Source organism: Chitinophaga sp. 22308 (assembly GCF_052045305.1).
Lineage (GTDB): Bacteria > Bacteroidota > Bacteroidia > Chitinophagales > Chitinophagaceae > Chitinophaga > Chitinophaga varians_A.
Window position 1 is genome coordinate 442888 of the sequence record NZ_JBQEOP010000002.1, and the last position, 19013, is coordinate 461900.

12 protein-coding genes are annotated in these 19013 nt (G+C 51.5%); 3 read left to right on the top strand and 9 right to left on the bottom strand.

Going from position 1 to position 19013, the window contains the following annotated elements:
• Positions 1 to 10: 10 nt before the first annotated feature.
• A complete protein-coding gene (locus ACTJJS_RS08455; RefSeq protein WP_440663328.1) occupies positions 11 to 1441 on the top strand; it encodes a RagB/SusD family nutrient uptake outer membrane protein in 1431 nt (476 codons plus the stop codon).
• A gap of 20 nt (positions 1442 to 1461) precedes the next feature.
• Positions 1462 to 2922: a redoxin domain-containing protein gene (locus ACTJJS_RS08460; protein WP_440663329.1), complete on the top strand. Its 1461-nt coding sequence runs from the start codon at positions 1462 to 1464 to the stop codon at positions 2920 to 2922.
• A gap of 71 nt (positions 2923 to 2993) precedes the next feature.
• Here the strand turns inward: ACTJJS_RS08460 and rsgA are convergent, their stop codons facing one another.
• From rsgA to ACTJJS_RS08490, 6 genes are all read right to left on the bottom strand, one after another.
• Complete coding sequence (rsgA, locus tag ACTJJS_RS08465) at positions 2994 to 4055, bottom strand: ribosome small subunit-dependent GTPase A (RefSeq protein WP_440663330.1); 1062 nt, start codon at positions 4053 to 4055, stop codon at positions 2994 to 2996.
• 345 nt (positions 4056 to 4400) lie between these two features.
• On the bottom strand, positions 4401 to 5630 hold the full coding sequence (locus tag ACTJJS_RS08470) for an alkaline phosphatase family protein (RefSeq protein ID WP_440663331.1): 1230 nt from the start codon (positions 5628 to 5630) through the stop codon (positions 4401 to 4403).
• An 11-nt stretch (positions 5631 to 5641) separates the two neighbouring features.
• Positions 5642 to 7102 (bottom strand): SusD/RagB family nutrient-binding outer membrane lipoprotein, encoded by a 1461-nt coding sequence (locus ACTJJS_RS08475; protein WP_440663332.1) that lies wholly within the window; start codon positions 7100 to 7102, stop codon positions 5642 to 5644.
• A gap of 10 nt (positions 7103 to 7112) precedes the next feature.
• The gene (locus ACTJJS_RS08480) at positions 7113 to 10532 is read right to left on the bottom strand and encodes a SusC/RagA family TonB-linked outer membrane protein (protein ID WP_440663333.1); all 3420 of its coding nucleotides are present in this window, start codon (positions 10530 to 10532) and stop codon (positions 7113 to 7115) included.
• Between the two features lie 47 nt (positions 10533 to 10579).
• Positions 10580 to 11569 (bottom strand): FecR family protein, encoded by a 990-nt coding sequence (locus tag ACTJJS_RS08485; RefSeq protein WP_440663334.1) that lies wholly within the window; start codon positions 11567 to 11569, stop codon positions 10580 to 10582.
• Positions 11570 to 11708: 139 nt separating this feature from the next.
• Positions 11709 to 12278, bottom strand: a complete 570-nt coding sequence (locus ACTJJS_RS08490) for an RNA polymerase sigma-70 factor (protein ID WP_440663335.1) — start codon at positions 12276 to 12278, stop codon at positions 11709 to 11711.
• Positions 12279 to 12542: 264 nt separating this feature from the next.
• On the opposite strand from ACTJJS_RS08490, the gene ACTJJS_RS08495 reads away from it, so the two are divergent.
• Complete coding sequence (locus tag ACTJJS_RS08495) at positions 12543 to 13442, top strand: Nif3-like dinuclear metal center hexameric protein (protein WP_440663336.1); 900 nt, start codon at positions 12543 to 12545, stop codon at positions 13440 to 13442.
• A gap of 61 nt (positions 13443 to 13503) precedes the next feature.
• Here the strand turns inward: ACTJJS_RS08495 and ACTJJS_RS08500 are convergent, their stop codons facing one another.
• From ACTJJS_RS08500 to metE, 3 genes are all read right to left on the bottom strand, one after another.
• A complete protein-coding gene (locus ACTJJS_RS08500) occupies positions 13504 to 15954 on the bottom strand; it encodes a TonB-dependent siderophore receptor (protein ID WP_440663337.1) in 2451 nt (816 codons plus the stop codon).
• A 139-nt stretch (positions 15955 to 16093) separates the two neighbouring features.
• Entirely contained in the window at positions 16094 to 16480 is a 387-nt protein-coding gene (locus ACTJJS_RS08505; protein ID WP_168872513.1) for a VOC family protein, read from the bottom strand.
• 202 nt (positions 16481 to 16682) lie between these two features.
• On the bottom strand, positions 16683 to 19007 hold the full coding sequence (metE, locus tag ACTJJS_RS08510; RefSeq protein ID WP_440663338.1) for a 5-methyltetrahydropteroyltriglutamate--homocysteine S-methyltransferase: 2325 nt from the start codon (positions 19005 to 19007) through the stop codon (positions 16683 to 16685).
• Between the last annotated feature and the right edge of the window lie 6 nt (positions 19008 to 19013).

The following is a 19013-nucleotide window of genomic DNA, read 5'->3' on the forward strand; positions in this document are numbered from 1 at the left end:
CCTGATTGTTATGTTGTCTTTTAATATTCATAAAAAAGTGTTGTTGTCCCTGTTACTGACAGGTGGTGTTTTTTCTTCCTGCAAAAAACTGGTGGAGATAGGTCCGCCTACCACGCAGGTGGGACTTGACCAGGCTTTTGCCTCTGAAGCCACTGCTACCAGTGCAGTGGTGGGCATCTATAATACTTCGGCCATACGGGAGTGGATGTTCCCCATGAGCGAGTTGCCGGGCCTCTCAGCGAACGAGCTGCAGAACAATGTTTCCAGTCCGGCGTATGATGAGTTTAAAACGAACAGTATCACGGTCACGAATGCACTGGTGCCAAACCTATGGTATGGGGCCTATGGTACCATTTCGCAGGCCAATGCCATGATGGAAGGCCTTAACCGCAGTACAGCGCTTTCTCCCGCGGTCAAAAATCAGTTATTGGGAGAAACAAAAGTGTGGAGAGCTTTTATCTATGGTTATCTCGTGAGTATGTTCAATGATGTGCCGCTGCCGCTGAAAGATGATCCGTTGGGCAATGCCACGCTGGCGCGCACACCGGCATCACAGGTATGGACACAGCTCATCACCGATCTGAACGAAGCACAGGGACTGTTGACCGACGCTTACCCCGCCACACAAAGAACGAGGATCAACCGGCAGACGGCCAACGCCCTGCTGGCAAGGGCCTACCTCTACCAGAGAGACTGGGCCAAAGCAGAAGCCGCTGCCAGTGCCGTGATCAATTCAGGCATATACAGCCTCAATAAAGACCTGAACACTACTTTCAGCAACAGCAGCAATGAAGTGATCTGGCAGTTGGCAACGTTGACAGGACTTTCCATTTACATGACCAACCGGGATGCGCAGGGCGGCAGTTACGCCGCTGCCGCAGGTACTGTTCCGGCTGTAACGCTGACGGATACACTGTATAACTCCATGGAGCCCGGTGACAAGCGTAAAGCCGCCTGGGTGGCCGCTACGGACATCGGCGGGCTGAATTACAAAGTCATCACCAAATACAAACTGCGGGTACTTGCCACCGGCAGCACCATGGGCAATGAATACAGCGTAATGCTGCGGCTGGCGGAACAATACCTCATCAGAGCAGAAGCACGCGCGCAGCTGGGCAATATCCCCGGCGCCATCGCTGACGTGAACGCCATCCGTGACAAGGCAGGTCTGCCTGCACTGGACAACAGTATCTCACAGGCCAACCTGTTGCTTGCCATCGAAAAAGAAAGGAAAGCGGAACTGTTCGGAGAATGGGGGCATCGCTGGTTTGACCTGAAACGTACGCCAGCTGTTTCCGGAGGCGGTAAAACCCGCGCTGATGAAGTGATTGGCGGTATGCGGCCTGCTACCTGGACAAGCACGGACGTGCTGTATCCCATCCCGGACGCCCAACGCGTGTCTAACCCGGCGCTGACACAGAATCCGGGATATAACAATTAACATCAAACCAACCCTGTTATATGAAGAAAATATTTCCATTCCTGCTCGGTGGCTGCCTGCTGACCGCCGGGCAGTCAAGCGGCCAGGCAAAGATCAGCGCCGACTCGCTGATACGCTACTATAGCCGCCTTGCCAAAGGCGACGAAGCAGATAAAGCACTGCTGACAGATAAAATGTATGCATTGACCAAAAGCAAAAAAGAAACAGACTGGCTTACAGCCGCCCGTTTCTTCTATCAGCTGAAAAAAAATAATGTGAGCGATTCCATTCAGCAGGTGGCCGCGAAGCAATTCCCCACCGGGGTTGTGGCACGCAACAACGCAGTGGAAGTCATCTATAATGAAAATGATCCGGTGAAGAAAGAAGCGCTCTATAAAGCATGGCTCAAAAAATTCCCGCCTGACAAAGGAAGCAAGGAGGTGATCGTGTATGACTACGCCGCTAATAGTGTAGGCACGGCCTATGCTGATGCCGATAATCTGCCTAAAGCGCTGGAATATGCCAACAGTATCATGTCGCCCTTCTGGAAAGGGCAGGGATGGGCCGGTACAGCAGCACGCATTCTCAAACACGGTCATACGGCGGAAGCCAAGGTGCTGCTGAAAAAAGCAGTCGAAGACGCCTATGAATTCAGGACCACCCGTAAAAATGAGGAAGGCGCCATGTTCGCGGCCACCGGGTATCCCGGCTATCTCAGTTCCTATGCGCAACTGTTGTTTAACGACAAAGAATATGATTCTGCCCTGGTATACCTGAAACGCGCCGAACAGGCGGAGACGCCTGTCCGCCCCCAGGTGAATGAGATGTACGCTAAAGTGCTGATCGCCAAGGGCGACTACCAACAAGCTTTTGTACGCCTCAGCGAAGTGGCTGCACAAGGCCAGCTGAATGCGGGCAGCAGAGGCTTGCTGGCAGAAACCTATGCTAAAGTGCGTGGCGACAACCAGCTGGAGAAATACATAGACTCCCTGAAAGGCGGTCTTGATGACAAAATGAAAGCGGAATTCGCCAAACAGATCATCAAGGAACCGGCGCCGGGATTCACTCTGAAAGATGTGGACGGCAATACCGTATCACTGTCAGACTATAAGGGAAAGACCGTCGTGCTGGATTTCTGGGCCACCTGGTGCGGCCCCTGCAAAGCCTCTTTCCCGGCCATGAAAAAGGCCATGGAGAAATATAAGAACGATCCGAATGTAAAGTTCCTGTTTGTGCATACCTGGGAAAAAGAGGAGAACGCCGCGGCGAGTGCCAAAAAGTTCATTGCCGGTAATGGTTATCCTTTCCAGGTGTTGATGGACCTGAAAGATCCGGCCACCGGTATTAACAAAGTGGTGGACAGCTATAAAGTACAGGGCATCCCTACCAAGTTTGTGATCGACGGAAAGGGTGATATCCGTTTCCGGTTCACCGGCTTCAGCGGCGGGGACGATGCGGCCGTTGCGGAGGTGTCTGCGATGGTGACGCTGGCGAACCAGTGACTGTTGATGAAGAACAAAGAAGCTGTCTCAAAAGTGATTTGAGGCAGCTTCTTTGATTTTTGGAAACAGTGTCAATATTTGCTGTCTTTGCGGTGCTTACCTACCTGCCTGGCTATTTTGGAGAACTGCTTTTCATTTCGCCTCCTGTCTGCTTCACTGGTCTTGAAATGGTATTGCTCACGCAATAGTTTCAGGTAGCTGCGGTATACCGGCTCCGGCAATGTACCATGGTGGACAGCTGCTATGACGGCGCACCCTGGCTCGTGTTGATGGGTGCAGTCGCCAAACCGGCATTGCTGTGCCAGCTCATCTATCAGCGGGTGATGTATGCCTTTGCCTTCGCTCTCTTCTGTAACGCCGAACTCGCGCATTCCCGGGGAGTCGATGATCATGCTGCCATTGGGAAGCAGTACAAGATGCCGGGCGGTGGTGGTATGTTTTCCTTTGTTGTTGGCGCTGCTGGTGGCGCCTTCTTCTTGTAGCCTGTAGCCAAGCAGGTTGTTGAGCAACGTGCTTTTGCCTACGCCTGAAGATCCCAGCAGGATGTAGGTGTGCCGGGGTATGAGGTATTGACTGCTCCACTCTTTTTGCTGTGCCTCGTCCAGCGCGCTGGTGAGTACCACCGGGCAGTTGTATCCCAGCTCCTGTACCGCTTGCCGGTACCTTTCCGCATCAGGTACGAGATCAGCTTTATTGAGAATGACAATAGGCGAAATATTGCATTGCACCACCTGTTGCAGGTAACGTTGCAAACGCATAGCATTATAATTTTGGTCGAGCCCCTGCACAATAAACGCTGCATCGATGTTAGCAGCGAGCACCTGGCGAGTGCTTTGCGTACCGGGGGCTTTACGACTAAGCTCGTTGATGCGGGGCAGCGTACCGATAATGATGCCCTCCTCGTCGTAACGTTTCACCAGCACCCAATCGCCTGCTTTGGGATAGGCTTCAGGCTCACAGCTGTTGATAAGTGCGCCGGCGAGTTGCGCGTCCAGGTTGCCTGTTTCGGTGATCAGCAGATGTTTAAATCCTTGTATGGACAGCACTCTCGCAGCTTCGAGGTCCTGAGATGTGTTTGTTTCAAAATGACGCATAAAATGCTCATTCCAACCGTACAATTGTAGTATCGGCATGGTATAACAATTTTGTCTTGCATATGCGAATAGGCATAGCAATCCTGTTTCAATAAATTAATTGAAGACTTTTAACGCAGGTAGCCGGAGAGTATTAAAGCGGGAATGCTTTGTGGGCCTGCGTTAGGCAACAATGATCGACAAGAGGTTATATGTTGATTGGCGTGTCATAAGACACAAAGATAGGAAAATATTAAGTTGTATACAGGTTTTCGGTTGCAATACGTCCGGACCGTCCCCGGGACAGGATTGAAAGGGTTCAACATCAGATCAATATACCTAAAACAGAAGAGGACGTCTCATTTGTTTTTGAGACGTCCCCCGTTGCAAAAAAAGTATTCATCACTATTTCCCTACCCATCGGTTGACTGTATTATCCGGCCCTTCCATCACCACTTTATAAAATCCGGAAGGCATGTCTTTCACGCTTATTTCGGCATGTTCCTGCTGTAGCGGCACTTCGCCGAGCAGTTTGTAGGTGTCCTGTCCGCCGGTTTTGAAATTGTTGGTGGTGGTCACCCATACTTTCACGTTGCCTTTCTTTTCGCGGGCTTTCCAGGTAAGGTGCAGGGCGTCATTGTTCAGCGTGGCGCCGGGCTGTGTCAGGGATACTTTTCCTGTCAGCGGCGCGCCGTCCAGTTCGCGGGCATCTGCCTGTGGGATGTTGATTTGGAGGAAACGGGCCATGGTTGGCAGAATGTCCACGATGCCTGGCTGGCCGGTCCTGAAGTAATCGTTCAGGCCTTTGGCATTGGTGACCATCCAGGTGGTGCGTTCGCGGTCGGACTGTCCGCCGTGGCCTTTGCCGTTGCTGGCGGTACGGCCGTGGTCTGTGGTGATGAACAGCTGCCAGTCTTCGCCGAAGTTTTTACGGCGGTATTCGAGCGCGTTCCAGATGCGGCCTACCTGGGCGTCCATCATATTGATGGCGTTATAGAATTTTTCACTGTCGCCATAACGATGTCCCATATCGTCGGTGTATTCGAGGTATACCCATGACAGGTCAGGCGCCTGTTTGCGGATATAGTCCGCAGCGCTGTCCACTACGGCTTCATCGATCAGGTGCATGTACCAGCTGTCTTTGTCATGCGGGAAGCGAGCGGTGTCTTTCTCCAGTCCGTCCACATGGTAGTCTATTTTCAGGTTACCGGTTTGCGGCAGGCCGTCACCTACCAGTTTGGTGCGGTTGTCGAGCCAGGAGGAGAAGACAGCGGTTTTCTTCTGCGGGTATGCCTGTTTGAAAAAGCGGAAGATGCTGCCGTAGCTGTAATTCTGTGCTGCGATATCATTGTCCCATACATTGTGTTTGTTTACCCAGGTGCCGGTAAGCAGGCTGTTATAGCCTACTGCGGAGATGGTGGGCGTCTGGGAGTACCCGTCTTTCTCACCGCCTACATAAGCGCGGGTATAGCCACCTACCCTGGCGATGGCGCGCAGATTAGGCGTCGGCTGTTTTTCAATGACATCCGCCGGGATACCGTCCACGATAATAAACAGGGCTTTCTTTTTTTGTGCCTGTACCATCAGCGTGGTGCAGGAGAAAGTAACGATAGAAAAAATAAATGCTTTTAACATGGGCCACATTTTTATTCTTTTACGAGCAACCACATAACGCCGTTGATGTTATCACCCTGCGGGTATTGCCGGGCGATGGCATCGCTTACGTGCTGCCTGTTGAGATTGAGTTCTGTTTCAGGATACATCCAGCGTTTGGGCACCTTTTTATTGTTCAGCACCCCGTTGCCGGAAACATCAAATACCGGCAGTCCTGTACGGCGCTGTTCATAAAACACCTGCCAGCCGGAGTTCATAAAGAAGCTGATATATTTCTGATTGAAAATACCTTCCAGCTCTTTTCCGGGTACCAGCTGTACGGACGGCTGTGCAAGATACGCGGTAATATCTGCCGGCGCTATTTTACAAAATTCCATGGATGCCTGTATGCCTTTTTTATAATAATTGCTGGCATCGCCGCTGATCCAGCCACGTACCACGGCTTCTGCCAGTACAAACTGAAGTTCAGGGTATCCAAGCACCACGCTGGGCTCATTGACAGGGTCATTGTAATAACGTTTGGCAATCTTGGACACTTCGCCGTTTACGACGCGGCTGTTGTTCTCATCGATGGTGGCGCTGCCTTTGGCCCCGCCGTAAGCGTTAAAGTCGTTGTCCGGCAGCCCTGCGAATTTGGTGGCTTTCTGTGCAAAGCGGAACAACCGCGGATCTTGGTACTGTTTCAGCAGGTTTACAAAATTCTCTTCCAGGTAGAAAGCTGTCTGCATGCTGTTGTTGTTATAGTAAGGATAGCGGTTGTCCTGCAGGTCCGCGAACACCAGCTGTCCGTTGTCGGCGCTGCCGCTCAGCAGCGGATATTTGGCCGGGTTGTTCACGATCTCGGCGAAACGTTCTTTCACTTTCAGTTTGGCATTGCCTTCTTTCTGCGACAGGCTCATTAATATCCGAAGGGAGAAGCTGTTGATCAGGCGTTTCCACTGTTCTTTTTTACCGCCGTAAATAACATCGCCCCGGATATCGCCGTCGGCTGATGTGAGTTGGTCGCCGGCGGCTTTGAGGTCATTGAGGATATTCAGGAAGATGTCTTCCTGCCGGTCGTATGCCGGTGTGAACATCTCTGAAGATCCTTTCAGCGCCTCGCTGTAAGGCACATCGCCGAAGGCCAGCGTCAGTTTCATGAAAAACCAGGCACGGAAAAATTTACCGAGCGCCAGGTAAACGGGCTGGTTGGTCCGGGTGGCTTCTTCTTCCATCTTCACCACCTGGCGAAGGCTGCCAAACTCACCAAAGCCGGACCGTTGCCAGTTGTAATACTGGTACGAGTCTATTCCGTCGGTGTTCACCAGGTAACGGGAAGCGAATGCGCCCGAGGTGCTGATGTCATTAAAGGCGGCGGTTTCTATATTGGTCAGCAGCAGTTCAGGTGTGGCCTGCGTGGGTTTGTTCGGGTCTGTCTGGAAGTACTCAAACTTCTTGCAACTGCTGAAAGCTGTTGCCAGTAAACAAAATATGATAATTGATGATGTACGCATGATTCTGTGATTAGAACTTTAAATTCAGGTTGAAGCCCATGCTGCGGGATGATGGTGTCTGTAAATCATCTTTCCCGGTGTCAGGATCAACGTTGGGTAATTTGGAGAACAACAACAGGTTGCGGCCAACAAGCGATACAGAGGCGTCCCTGATAAACGTCCTGCTCATCCATTTTCCGGGCAGCTGCCAGGTGAAGTTCACTTCACGTAGCTTCAGGAAAGTCTGGGAGTAGTAGTTGTTGTTGGTGTTGGCATTGTTGCTGGTGTTGATCATATAGTCGATATAGTTCACTGCTTTGCTATTGGGGGCGAACTTGCGGCTGTCGGAGATGATATTGCCGTCCGCGTCGTACTGGATGTCTCCGGAGGTAACAATCACGCCGGGGCCTACGTAGGTGTTTTTACCGGCATTGGCATCATCCCGGAAGGAATTGACGGTACCCGGATGCGTGCCGCCCCACCACATTTTGGCATTGGTAGTGGAGTATATCAGCCCGCCGATACGGCCGTCCACCAGGAAGCGCAGCGTAAACTGCTTGTAGCGGAACGTGTTTTCCATGCCGTAAGTCCAGTCCGGATCGGAATTGCCGATATAACGTTTGTAGGGGTCGCTCTTAGGGAAACCGTTGCTTTCATATACGATATTGCCTGACGGGTCATGCTCATACACGTTGTCGAATATACGGTCCATGCGTTCGCCAACCCTGATTTTATCCAGTTCGGCAGCGCCGCCATAGATCTCCTTTAACACTCTTTTGTATTTGCTGAAGTTCACCATCACGTCCCAACGGAAATCGGTATTACGTACAGGCGTTCCGGTAAGCATGAACTCCCAGCCGGTACGAAGGAACTGGTTGCCGTTCACCAGGTAGGAACCATAACCACTGCTGATGGCTACCGGCAGTTTCACGATATTGTTATAGTCACGGGCGCGGTAGTAGGTAACATCCAGGCCTAAACGATTATCAAACAATTTGGTCTCCACGCCGGTTTCCCAGGCGCTGGTGGTTTGCGGGTGTATATTGGGATTACGCAGCATATCGCTGAAATTCAGCGAAGGCACGCCATTCCATTTGATGCCCTTGTCGTAGGTAGACAGGTGCGAGTAGGTATAATCGTTTGCCACAGTGGCGAGCACGCCACTGGACACCTGCGACCAAGATCCTCTGGCTTTCAGGTAGGAGACCCATTTCGGCATTTTCATCAGCTCAGACAATACCACCGATCCTGATACGGAAGGATAGAAGAAGGAATTGTTGTTGATAGGCAGGGTAGAGATCTTGTCATTGCGACCGGTAAGCGACAGATAAAAAGCATGCATAAACTCCAGGTCCACAAAACCATAGATGCTGCTGGTCCTTCTTTCTTCGATGAAGTTGGTGCCCAGGATGGGATTGGCGGAATTGGACAGGTTATAAAAGCCCGGGATGGTAAGGCCGTCGGTGGTGCTGCGTTGATATTTATCGTTGCGGTAGTAATTGGAACCGCCCACTTCGGCATGTACAGCAAAGTTTTTGCTGAAGGAATGTTCATAGCGGCCGATCAGGTCTGTCACGATATCGAAGTAGTTTTGGGCGCGGGACACGTAGTTGCCGCGGGACTTGCTGCTGTAGCCGATGTAGCTGGCCGGTTCCTTTGTATCCTCTACCAGTCCGAAGGCGTTGACGCCGGACCGCAGTTTTACGCTGAAATCGCGGTTGATCTTGTAATCCAGCGTCATGGAACCGAAGGTGTTGTTTTTATAATAGCCTGTCAGCAGTTCATACGCCTGGAAATAGGGGTTGTTGTACCAGGAGGTGTTGTAGTTGCGTTGTTGCAGTTTTTCCTTTCCCGGTTCCCAGTAATTGCGCAGGTCGCGGATATCCACGTCGGAGCCGGTCCACAGTACGAGGTTGTACAGGTAGTTCGTAGGGCCGTAACCGACAGTCGGATAGTTGTCGGAGTACTGGCGGTTATAGGTGATACGGGCGTCTACATTCAGCCTGTCGGTGAGGTTGTAGTTACCGGCGATGCTGAAGGAACTGTTATTGAGTTGTGTATTGGGTACTACGCCCAGCTGATAGATGTGCGAGGCGGAAGCCCTGAAATTGCCTTTGTCGCTGGATTGGGTGATGCTCAGGCTATTGGTGGAGATAACACCTGTCCGAAAGAAATTGTGTACGTTGTTGCGTCCGCGGGAGACGAAGGGGAGGGGCACCAGTTTACCGGTGGCCGGGTCTACGGGGCTGTTATACTGTGGTGTTTCCCAGTAGCCGCTTGGCGTGGAAGGATCTTTCTGGTCCAGCTTGGGGCCCCATATCCAGCCGGAGCCTTCGGTGCCGCCACCGGAGCCGTCCACGTAGGCGTATTTGCCTTTGGCGCCGTTGCCATAGGTGGTCTGCACGTCAGGGATACGGATAAAAGAAGGCTGGAACATGGTAGAGGAGTTCACATCAACTGACAGTTCTTTTCCTTTGCCTCTTTTGGTGGTGATCATCAGTGCGCCGAACTGGCCGATGGAACCGTACAAGGCGGAGGCGGAAGTGCCTTTGAGCACGTTGATGCTTTCTACGTCATCAGGGTTCACTTTCCACATATCGGCTGTCTGGTCCGGGATACCGTCGATCACGATCAGCGGTTTCTGGCCGCGCAGTTGTATGCTGGCATCGCGGAACATATCGGTGGAGTTGCGTATCACGAGACCGGCTACACGACCGGTAAGAGAGCCTATCAGGTTGGGTTCCCGGGCTTTTGTCATGTTGTCGCCTTTGACGCTTTGTACCGCATAGCCCAGCGATTTCTTTTCTTTCTGGATGCCGAGGGCGGTCACTACCACTTCACTCAGTCCGGCTACGTCCTGTTGCAGGGCGATATCGATCTGCGTGCGGCCGTTCACCGGTATTTCCTGTGGTTTGTAACCTACCAGGGAAAAGCGCAGTATATCGCCTTCTTCCACACCGGCGAGGGTGTAGTGGCCTGTCGCGTTGGTGTTGGCCCCCTTTGTTTTTCCTTTTATGGAGATGACAGCGCCGGGCAGCGGGCTGTTGTCTTTGGCATCGGTGACCACACCTTTTACGGTCACCTGCGTTTGGGCGTAACCGTTAAATGGCAGTGGTTTTACCGCGTAGTAATTGCCTTGTATCGGCTCACAGGTAAGGCCGTAAGGGCGCAACAGGACAGGCAGGCCGGTGGCGACGTCCGCCTGTTCCATTTTCCGGAACTGTTGCGCGCTGACGGATTTACCGGCGAGGATAGCGCTGTTGTAGCTGAATTTGACTTTATGTGTATTTTCCAGTACAGGGAATACCTCAGACAACAGATAGGTTTCGCGTGCGAGTCTGACGGTTCCTTTTGCCGCGACGTCCTGTGCTTGCGTGGTAAATGGCACAGCGGGCATCAGGCACAATAAGATCCCTACTACCTTATGATGTATAAGTAGTTTTCGTTGCATAACAATGCGTTTTAATAAAAGTCCCGGGTTCGTTTAGGCGGTAACGATCATCTGGCCAGCATCATCGTTACCTGGTTGTTGTGTTTATCGATCCTGATATCAAGTGATTTGGTAAGAATATTCAGCAGCACGTCCAAATCGTTGGCGGGCGTGGTGCCGGTAAATTGTAAATGCGACAGTTGTGGTGCGGCAAAGGTGACCTTTGCGCCAAATTGTTCTTCAATAAAGGCGGCTATATCAGCCAGTGTGGCGTCCCGGAAGACTTTCTGATTGTCTTTCCAGGAAGTCAGCTGCAGGGTATCTGCGTGTTGCCGTGACAGTTGGCCGTCACCGGCATTGTAATATGCCATTTCTCCCGGCTGCAGCACCAGCGCGTGTTCGTTGTTGTTATCAGGCAGGCCTACTTTTACTTTGCCGCTGTTCAGCACCACCTGTACGCCTTTGGTCCGGGCGGCCACATTAAAGCGGGTACCCAGTACCTGTATGGCCAGTTTATCGCCTGCATGCACCATAAATTTTCCGGCTGCATCGGGCGCTACTTCAAAGAAAGCCTGGCCGTTTATCCATACTTCCCGGGAGCCTGGTTGCCATCCGGTACTGTCGTATTGCAACGTGGAGTTGGCGTTCAGGGTGACGGTCGTGCCATCGGGCAGCGTTACTTTTTTCATACTGCCGTAACCGGTGGCCACGGTCGCCAGCGCAGGTTTTTGTCCACCGGGACGGTACAACAGCACTACTGCCGCGGCCACGGCAGCTGCGGCGGCGCTAACGGTAATGACCCTTCGCAATAAGTTGCGGCGTCGTGCCGGCTGTGCTGCGGGAGCTGTTACGGCAGCAAGCTGCTGCAACACCCGCGCGGTAGCTGCGTTGTCCATAGCAGGGGCCGGTATATCTGTTATCTCATCAGGCAGCGGTAACAGGTCTTCATTATCTTCCTGCTGAAGAAACGCGATCAGCTCGGCCGTTTCCTGGGGAGTAATAGAACCATTCGCATGCTTAATAAACAACGCTTTTATATATGCCGGGTCCGGGTACATTCGGTATGCTTTATTATATGATACAATTGAAAAAAAGGAAGGGACGATCCGACAGGGAAATTTTTTTTATTTTTTTATTTGGCTATTGGATGCTCCCTCTTCTGAAACGCTAACATCAGGAAATCTGAAAATCCGTCAATCAAATAAAAAAATAAACAAATAAAAAGATAGCCAAATGCTCTATCTGCTGGCGCAGAAAACGGCTGGCTTTTACAATCTGGTCTTTGACCGTGTTTTTGGAGATGCCCAGCCGGAGGGCTATTTCCTCGTGGGACAGGCCTTCTATCCGGCTGAGGCAGAAGATGAGCTTACGTTGTGGGGGCAGCATGTCCAACACCCTGCTTTTTACCCGCTGAAGGTCTGCGGCATACACGGCGTCTTCGGTGGTATTGGCGGCAAGGGGCTGGTGATGGAATACCGACTGACGGAGATTTGCATCCAGCGCAGCTTTCTTCAGAATATTGAAAATACAGTGCCTGACGGCCGTATGCAGATAGGCCCGGATAGAAAGGGACGGGTCGAGCTGTTGCCGGTTGATCCATACTTTCATGAATACCTCCTGTACTGCCTCTTCGGCCATTTCGGGCGAGCGGCATAACTTACAGGCATATCCGAAAAGAGCGTCCTTGTAGGCATAGAACAGCTCCTGAAACGCAATAGCATCCCCATCTTTTATTTTAGATATACATTCCACTCCAAGTTGACTCATGACAATATGAGTTACAAAAATCAGAACTATTTATTACCGGAATATTAAGGATCAATAAAAAAATCAAAACGTTTACTGCGATTCTGGTGATTTTTCGGTGCTTCCTGGCTTTTGGAGAATTAACCGGGGATCAAGTTAGTATAAAAAAGAATAATCTGCCGGGAAAAATTTATCCGCCCCTTTTTATCTTGTGGCTGGGCATTCTCACCGGGGAGCTTTGTTGGGCGGCATTTTTTGGCTATTTTAAGTCCAAACGACAGCGTTATGAAATCAACTGGAATCAGCCGGAGAATGTTCCTTTCATCCGGCGCCGTCTTCGCAGGATCAGCCGTACTGGCGGCCAGTCCCCTCAAAGGCTGGACTTTTGCAGTGGAACCTCCTACCGTAGGACAGATCATCGATGCCTTTATTGCACAAATACCTTCCGGCGCTATTCCCAATACGGTGGATACGTTGAAAGCCGGCTCCCGCGATGCAAAGGTGACGGGCGTAGTCACCACCATGTTCGCTACCATCGAGGTCATCAGGAAAGCAATCGATCTGAAAGCCAATTTCATCATCGCCCATGAACCTACCTTTTATAATCACCTCGATGACGTCAGCTGGCTGCAACAGGATGATGTCTATCAATATAAAAAAGACCTGTTGGACAAACACGGGATTGCGGTATGGCGCAATCATGATTATGTACATTCCATACGCCCCGATGGGGTCAGCAAAGGGCTCGAAGATGCTTTAGGCTGGCAGCAGCTGGCCGTAAAAGGGGAACCTGTGTACCACCTGTCCGCCCCGCAGTCGCTGGGAAGCCTGATAGCGTTCTTTAAAAAGAAGCTGAACGTGCCGGCCATCCGTTATGTGGGCGACCTGCAACAGCGTTGCCAGAAAATACTGGTGCTGCCGGGAGCCTACGGCGGTAAAACGCAGATAGAAGCTATCGGCAAATACAAACCTGACGTGGTCTGCTGCGGTGAAATCTCGGAATGGGAAACGGCGGAATACGTGCGCGACGCCCGCGCCAAAGGGGATAAGTTGTCACTGGTGCTGATGGGGCATATCGCCAGCGAAGAGCCGGGTTCCATTTTTATGGCCGACTGGATGAAACAACATTTCCCCGGGGTGAAGGCCACCCACGTTCATCCGGGCAGTTCTTTATCTTTTGCCTGAAAATAAATTTGCCTTCAGCTGCTAAACGCGGCTGAAGGCAATACAGGTCAAATGGCTGGCATCAGAATTTGAAAGCTATGCTGCCGCTGAAGTTCCGCGTCTTCTGCGGGTTCACGGTAGAGTAACCGATCCAGTATTCTTTGTTGGTGATGTTATTTAATTTGACGCCAAAGCGGAAACGGTCATTCTCGTAGAAGATACTGCCATTGAGGACCGTATATGCCGGCAGGTAAAAATATCCCAGTGCCCTGTCGTTCACCACTTTGTTATCGCTGGCGTAGTTGCCGCCTACACCGAAGCCCAGACCTTTTACAGCGCCCTGCTGAATGCGGTAGCTCACCCACAGGTTGGCCACAGTAGGAGAGCCGGCAGTTGCCGGACGCAGTCCCTCCAGGTTTTTCTCCGTCTTTTCGTATTTGGCGTCATTATAGGCATAACCTGCCACCACGTCCAGTCCGCGTGCGGGATGTGCAATGACTTCCAATTCCACGCCTTTGCTGTACTGTGTCCCGTCCTGGATAGATACGTTGGGGACATTGCTGGGACGGATAATGTCTTTCACCCGGATATCATAATAGCTGATGGTACCGGTGATCATATCGTTGAGCAGAGATACCTTCACGCCGCCTTCCAGCTGGTTGGCCTGTTCCGGTTTGAATGGTTTGCCGGAAGGGTTGGAAGTGGGCTTATTGGTGAACCCGTTCTGATAGTTGGCAAAGAGAGATACCTTGTCTTTTACCGGTTGATATACGATACCAAACTTAGGAGACAGTGCCGTTTGCGTATAGCCGTTCTCGTATTTTCCACTGACGTCGTTGTAATTTCCTTTGTTGTCGAAGTAGTCTATCCGCAGGCCGGCTTGTACCAGCAGGTTGTCGGTAATGTTCAGCACGTCGGAAACGTAGGCGCTGTAAGTGTTCACGATATAATGTGAAGGGAAAGTGAACGCCAGTCCTTTGGTATCGTATACTTTGTCCAGGTTCCTGCGGTTGAAATCCCGGTAGGTGGGGATATCGCCTTTTGCATAGATGGTATCGTAGGTATTGCCGCCGAAGAACTGGTTGGAGTTATGATGGAAGAAGTCAATCCCGCCCACGAAACGGTTTCTCAGGCTGCCGATGTTAAAGTCGCCGTTGAAGTTGTGTTGTATTTCTATCACGTTATCGTGGCTGTTGTTGGTAAACTGGTCGTTACGGGAGATGTAACCGTTGCCTGTGGCGTTGGGGTCGTTCTTCACTTCTGCGTCTGTGAGCAGGTAAAAATAGGGCGAAGGCCCGTCAGAATAGCTGCTGGTAGACGTAATGTTCGTTTGCATGCTCCATTGTGAAGAGAGGCGGTAAGTCATCTGTCCGAATAAATTGGTGTTGCGGGATGTCTGGTACAGGTCATTCATCGCATAGGCGCGTTTGTAGTCGATGTTCAGCTCGTCGGCCCGGTTGGTGCCCAGTTTGGCGATGGGTTGTCCGGAAGAAAAAAAGAACGCACTGAGGCCGGTGTTCTGGCCGGCCATATATTCGGCGTCGAAGTTGAAGGAGAGGCGGTCATTCACGCGGTAACTAAGGCTGGGGGCTATGGCCACGTTTCTGCTGAAGCCGTAATCCTGGAAAGAGCCTTCGTAGTTATAGGCGGCGTTTACGCGCATCAGCACGTCCCGGTTTTTATCGAGGGGTGTATTGATATCGGCGCTGAAGCGGTTGAAGCCGAAGCTGCCTGCCGCAAAGCCCACTTCTCCGCCAAAATGGTCATACGGCTTTTTAGTGACGCGGTTGATCAATCCGCCATAGCTGGTCAGCGTGCTGCCAAACAGGGTAGCCGAAGGCCCTTTGATGACTTCAATTCTTTCCAGGTTGGAGGCGTCAATGCGGGAGGTAACGTTGCCGGCTATACCGTTGCGCAGCTGACTCTGTACCACAAAACCACGCATGCTGTAATAACCGCCGCCATCGCCGCCGCGGCCGGTGGCGTCCCACATCTTGGTAACGCCGGTGGCGTTTTGCATGGCATCATCTACGGAAAATACCTGCTGTTGTTGTAACAGGTCCTTCGTGATAGTGGTATATACCTGCGGGTTCTCTATATTTTTAAGCGGTATTTTAGCGACATCGTAGGTGCTGCTACGGGATAGTTTATGGTGACTGCCGGTAACGACTACTTCCTGCAAAGCCTTGCTGGAGGCTTCCAGTGTAAGGGAAACAGTGGCGGTCCTGCCTTGTTCTACCGTCACCTCCCTGGTAATGGTACTGTAGCCGGCCACGGATACCAGCAGGTGATAGCTGCCGGGTGTTACGTGGCGGAATACAAAAGAACCGTCTGTCTGGGTAGTGGTGGTGATATTGGCTTCTGCCAGCACGATCATTACTTCCGCTGCAGGGCGTGCGTCGGAAGTGAGTACTTTACCGCGTATTCCGCCTGTCTTTTCTGTTTCCGGGTCATGGGCAGATGCATGCAATACAAATAATAACAGCAATCCTTGTGTGACTATCGTAGATATAATGCCATAGCGGCGTTCCATACTTTTGTAATTTTTCACAAAATTGGGAACTGCCGGCCGCCGGTTGATGTCGGATCAGGAAAAATAATTTACGCGATCAGGAAATTAATCCTGTTTCTCCCGGGTAAAGAATCCGGGAGAAACACTGTAGCATAGCCGCCTACATGAGGAACACATTGAATTTATGACCATCAGGGTCGGCAAACACGAAACCGTAATAACCCTGGCCAAATGCTTCCGGCGGGGAGACAATGGTGCCGCCGGCCTGCCGTATTTCTTTTTCCCAGCTGTCTACCTCGTCTCTGCTACCAGCGGAAATGGTGAATATAATTTCATTCCCTGCTTTGGTGTCAATGATCGGTCCCTTCATGGCAGGTTCCAGTACATCCTTCAAAAAGAAATGGATCACAAAATTGTCATCGCCGAAGAAGAAGCTGGTCAGTTGATCTGATGCGCCATTGTGTTTAAAGCCAAGTTCTTTATAGAAGGCTGTGGTACGGTCTAAATCCTGAACGCCAAAGTTGGCCCAGATTTTTTTTGGTTTCATAACTAATGGATTTAAGGTAAATGTTTTTTGTTGAACGAGCTTCAAAGATAGCCCATCAGGTTATCCATAAGGGTGGTATTTTGCGACCTTTTTCGGGTTGTTTCCGACTGGTTGCATGAATGCTGAGTCCGGTGTAGCGCAAACAAAAGGACCACTCTAAAGCGGTCCTTTGTTGTTAGCTGGTAGTAAATGAAAACATAAGTTACACTGCTGCTGTTACTGTTTTGCGCAGCTCGTGCGCCGTGGCCACCATGGCAATCAGCGCTTTTCGCGTTTCGTCCCAGTGACGCGTCTTTAGTCCGCAGTCGGGGTTTACCCACAGCTGGTCTGCCGGGATAACAGCCCTGGCTTTTTCCATGAGCGCGGTCATTTCATCTACAGCGGGCACCCGCGGTGAGTGGATGTCATATACGCCGGGCCCGATCTCGTTTGGATAGCGGAAGGCGGCAAATGCGTCCAGCAGCTCCATCTGCGAACGGGAACACTCGATGGTGATCACGTCGGCATCCATATCGGCAATATGTTGAATGATATCGTTGAACTCTGAATAACACATATGCGTATGCACCTGTGTTTCGTCTTTTACACCGCTGGCGGCTATACGAAACGCGCGCACGGCCCACTGTAGATACTCCTGCCAGTTTTCTTTTCTCAACGGCAGTCCTTCGCGGATGGCCGGTTCATCGATCTGTATCACCCTGATGCCGGCTTTTTCCAGGTCTGTCACCTCATCCCTGATCGCTAAGGCAATCTGTGTGCAGGTTTCACTGCGGGGCTGGTCATTGCGGACAAAGCTCCATTGAAGAATGGTCACCGGGCCGGTCAGCATGCCTTTCACCAGTTTGTGGGTCAGTGACTGGGCGTAGCTGGACCAGTACACGGTCATGGGTGTTTCGCGGTGCACGTCACCATAAATGATCGGTGGTTTCACACAGCGGGAGCCATAACTCTGCACCCAGCCGTTCTCTGTGAAAACGAAGCCAGACAGCTGCTCTCCGAAGTATTCCACCATATCGTTGCGCTCAAATTCACCATGTACCAGCACATCGATGCCAATTTCTTCCTGCCAGCGGATAGCTTTCTCGGTCTCTGTTTTCAGCAGGGCATCGTACTGCTCCGGGGTGATTTCCTGTTTTTTTAGTGCGGCCCGCCAGGTGCGTATTTCTTTGGTCTGTGGGAAAGAGCCGATAGTGGTGGTGGGAAACAGCGGCAGTTTTAACGCAGCCCGCTGCTGTATCCTGCGTTCTGCAAAGATGTGCTGCCGGCGGGCATCGGCATCTGTTATTTTAGCGGTGCGTTGTTTTACGTTGTGGTCGTGGACCAGGGGAGATGTTTTCCTGCTTTCTATAGCCCTGATATTTGCTTCCAGCCCGGCTTTTGCGGCTGCTGCCGGTGATGCGGAGGCCAATTGCTGTAATGTTACCACTTCCTCGATTTTCTGTTTGGCGAAGGCCAGCCATTGTTTGACTTCAGGCGTCAGCGTGTTTTCCTGGCTCTCCAGGCTGAGGTCACAAGGGGAGTGCAGCAGGGAACAGGAAGGGGCGATCCATATCCTGTCGGCCCCGAGTTTACTGCTGGCTTGCGATATCAGTGATAGGGAATGACGGTAATCATTGATCCAGATATTCCTTCCGTCTACCAGTCCCAGTGACAGCTGCATCGTATCGGACAGTAACGGGGACGCAAGGATATCCCCCAGTTGGCTCGGACATCTCACCAGGTCCAGGTGCAGGATGTCAACAGGCAGTTGAAGGACTGTAGGAAGATTATCACCATAACATTCAAAATAGCTTGCCAATATGATATGCAGGTCGGGGAAAGCCGCTTTTATGTTGTGATAGGCACTGCTGAACACCTGTCTTTCTTTTTCTGCCAGATTGAGGGAAAGGCAGGGCTCGTCCAGCTGGATGGTCCGTGCGCCGGCATCATACAGTTTACCAATGATCTGCATATACACCGGCAGCAACCGGTCTATCAGTTCAATGCGGGAGAAGTGTTGTTCTTTTTCCTTGCCCAGTAGCAGGTATGAAACAGGACCGAGCAATACCGGTTTGGCATTGATCTGCTGCTGCCTGGCCTCTTTAAACTCATCGATGGCTTTTTCGGAAAAGAGTGCAAATTGCTGTGCTGCCGTGAATTCCGGGACGATGTAGTGGTAGTTGGTATCAAACCATTTGGTCATCTCCATGGCAGTGATGTCGTAACCGTCCTGCTGATAACCCCTTGCCATGGCAAACATCAGGTCAGTGGCGGACAATTGCCGTTCGGTGATCAGGGGGATGTAACGCGTTGGAATAGCGCCCAGCATCAGGCTCATGTCCAGCACCTGGTCATAAAAGGAAAAGTCGTTGCATGGGACGAGGTCAATACCGGCATCCTGTTGAAGCTGCCAGTTCTTTTGGCGAATACCGTGCCCTGTGGTTAATAATTCAGACAGTGTCTGTTTGCCTGCCCAGTAAGCTTCGCAGGATTTTTTGAGTTCACGCCGGCTGCCTATCCTCGGGTAGCCAAGATTGTGTGTGCGCATCTGAAA

Excerpts from the sequence above, each read along its gene's own strand:
- rsgA (WP_440663330.1), bottom strand. The coding sequence starts at position 4,055 with ATGCCGATACTACAATTGTACGGTTGGAATGAGCATTTTATGCGTCAT.
- ACTJJS_RS08485 (WP_440663334.1), bottom strand. The coding sequence starts at position 11,569 with ATGTACCCGGACCCGGCATATATAAAAGCGTTGTTTATTAAGCATGCG.
- ACTJJS_RS08495 (WP_440663336.1), top strand. The coding sequence starts at position 12,543 with ATGAAATCAACTGGAATCAGCCGGAGAATGTTCCTTTCATCCGGCGCC.
- ACTJJS_RS08490 (WP_440663335.1), bottom strand. The coding sequence starts at position 12,278 with ATGAGTCAACTTGGAGTGGAATGTATATCTAAAATAAAAGATGGGGAT.
- ACTJJS_RS08460 (WP_440663329.1), top strand. The coding sequence starts at position 1,462 with ATGAAGAAAATATTTCCATTCCTGCTCGGTGGCTGCCTGCTGACCGCC.
- metE (WP_440663338.1), bottom strand. The coding sequence starts at position 19,007 with ATGCGCACACACAATCTTGGCTACCCGAGGATAGGCAGCCGGCGTGAA.
- ACTJJS_RS08480 (WP_440663333.1), bottom strand. The coding sequence starts at position 10,532 with ATGCAACGAAAACTACTTATACATCATAAGGTAGTAGGGATCTTATTG.
- ACTJJS_RS08455 (WP_440663328.1), top strand. The coding sequence starts at position 11 with ATGTTGTCTTTTAATATTCATAAAAAAGTGTTGTTGTCCCTGTTACTG.
- ACTJJS_RS08470 (WP_440663331.1), bottom strand. The coding sequence starts at position 5,630 with ATGTTAAAAGCATTTATTTTTTCTATCGTTACTTTCTCCTGCACCACG.
- ACTJJS_RS08475 (WP_440663332.1), bottom strand. The coding sequence starts at position 7,102 with ATGCGTACATCATCAATTATCATATTTTGTTTACTGGCAACAGCTTTC.
- ACTJJS_RS08505 (WP_168872513.1), bottom strand. The coding sequence starts at position 16,480 with ATGAAACCAAAAAAAATCTGGGCCAACTTTGGCGTTCAGGATTTAGAC.
- ACTJJS_RS08500 (WP_440663337.1), bottom strand. The coding sequence starts at position 15,954 with ATGGAACGCCGCTATGGCATTATATCTACGATAGTCACACAAGGATTG.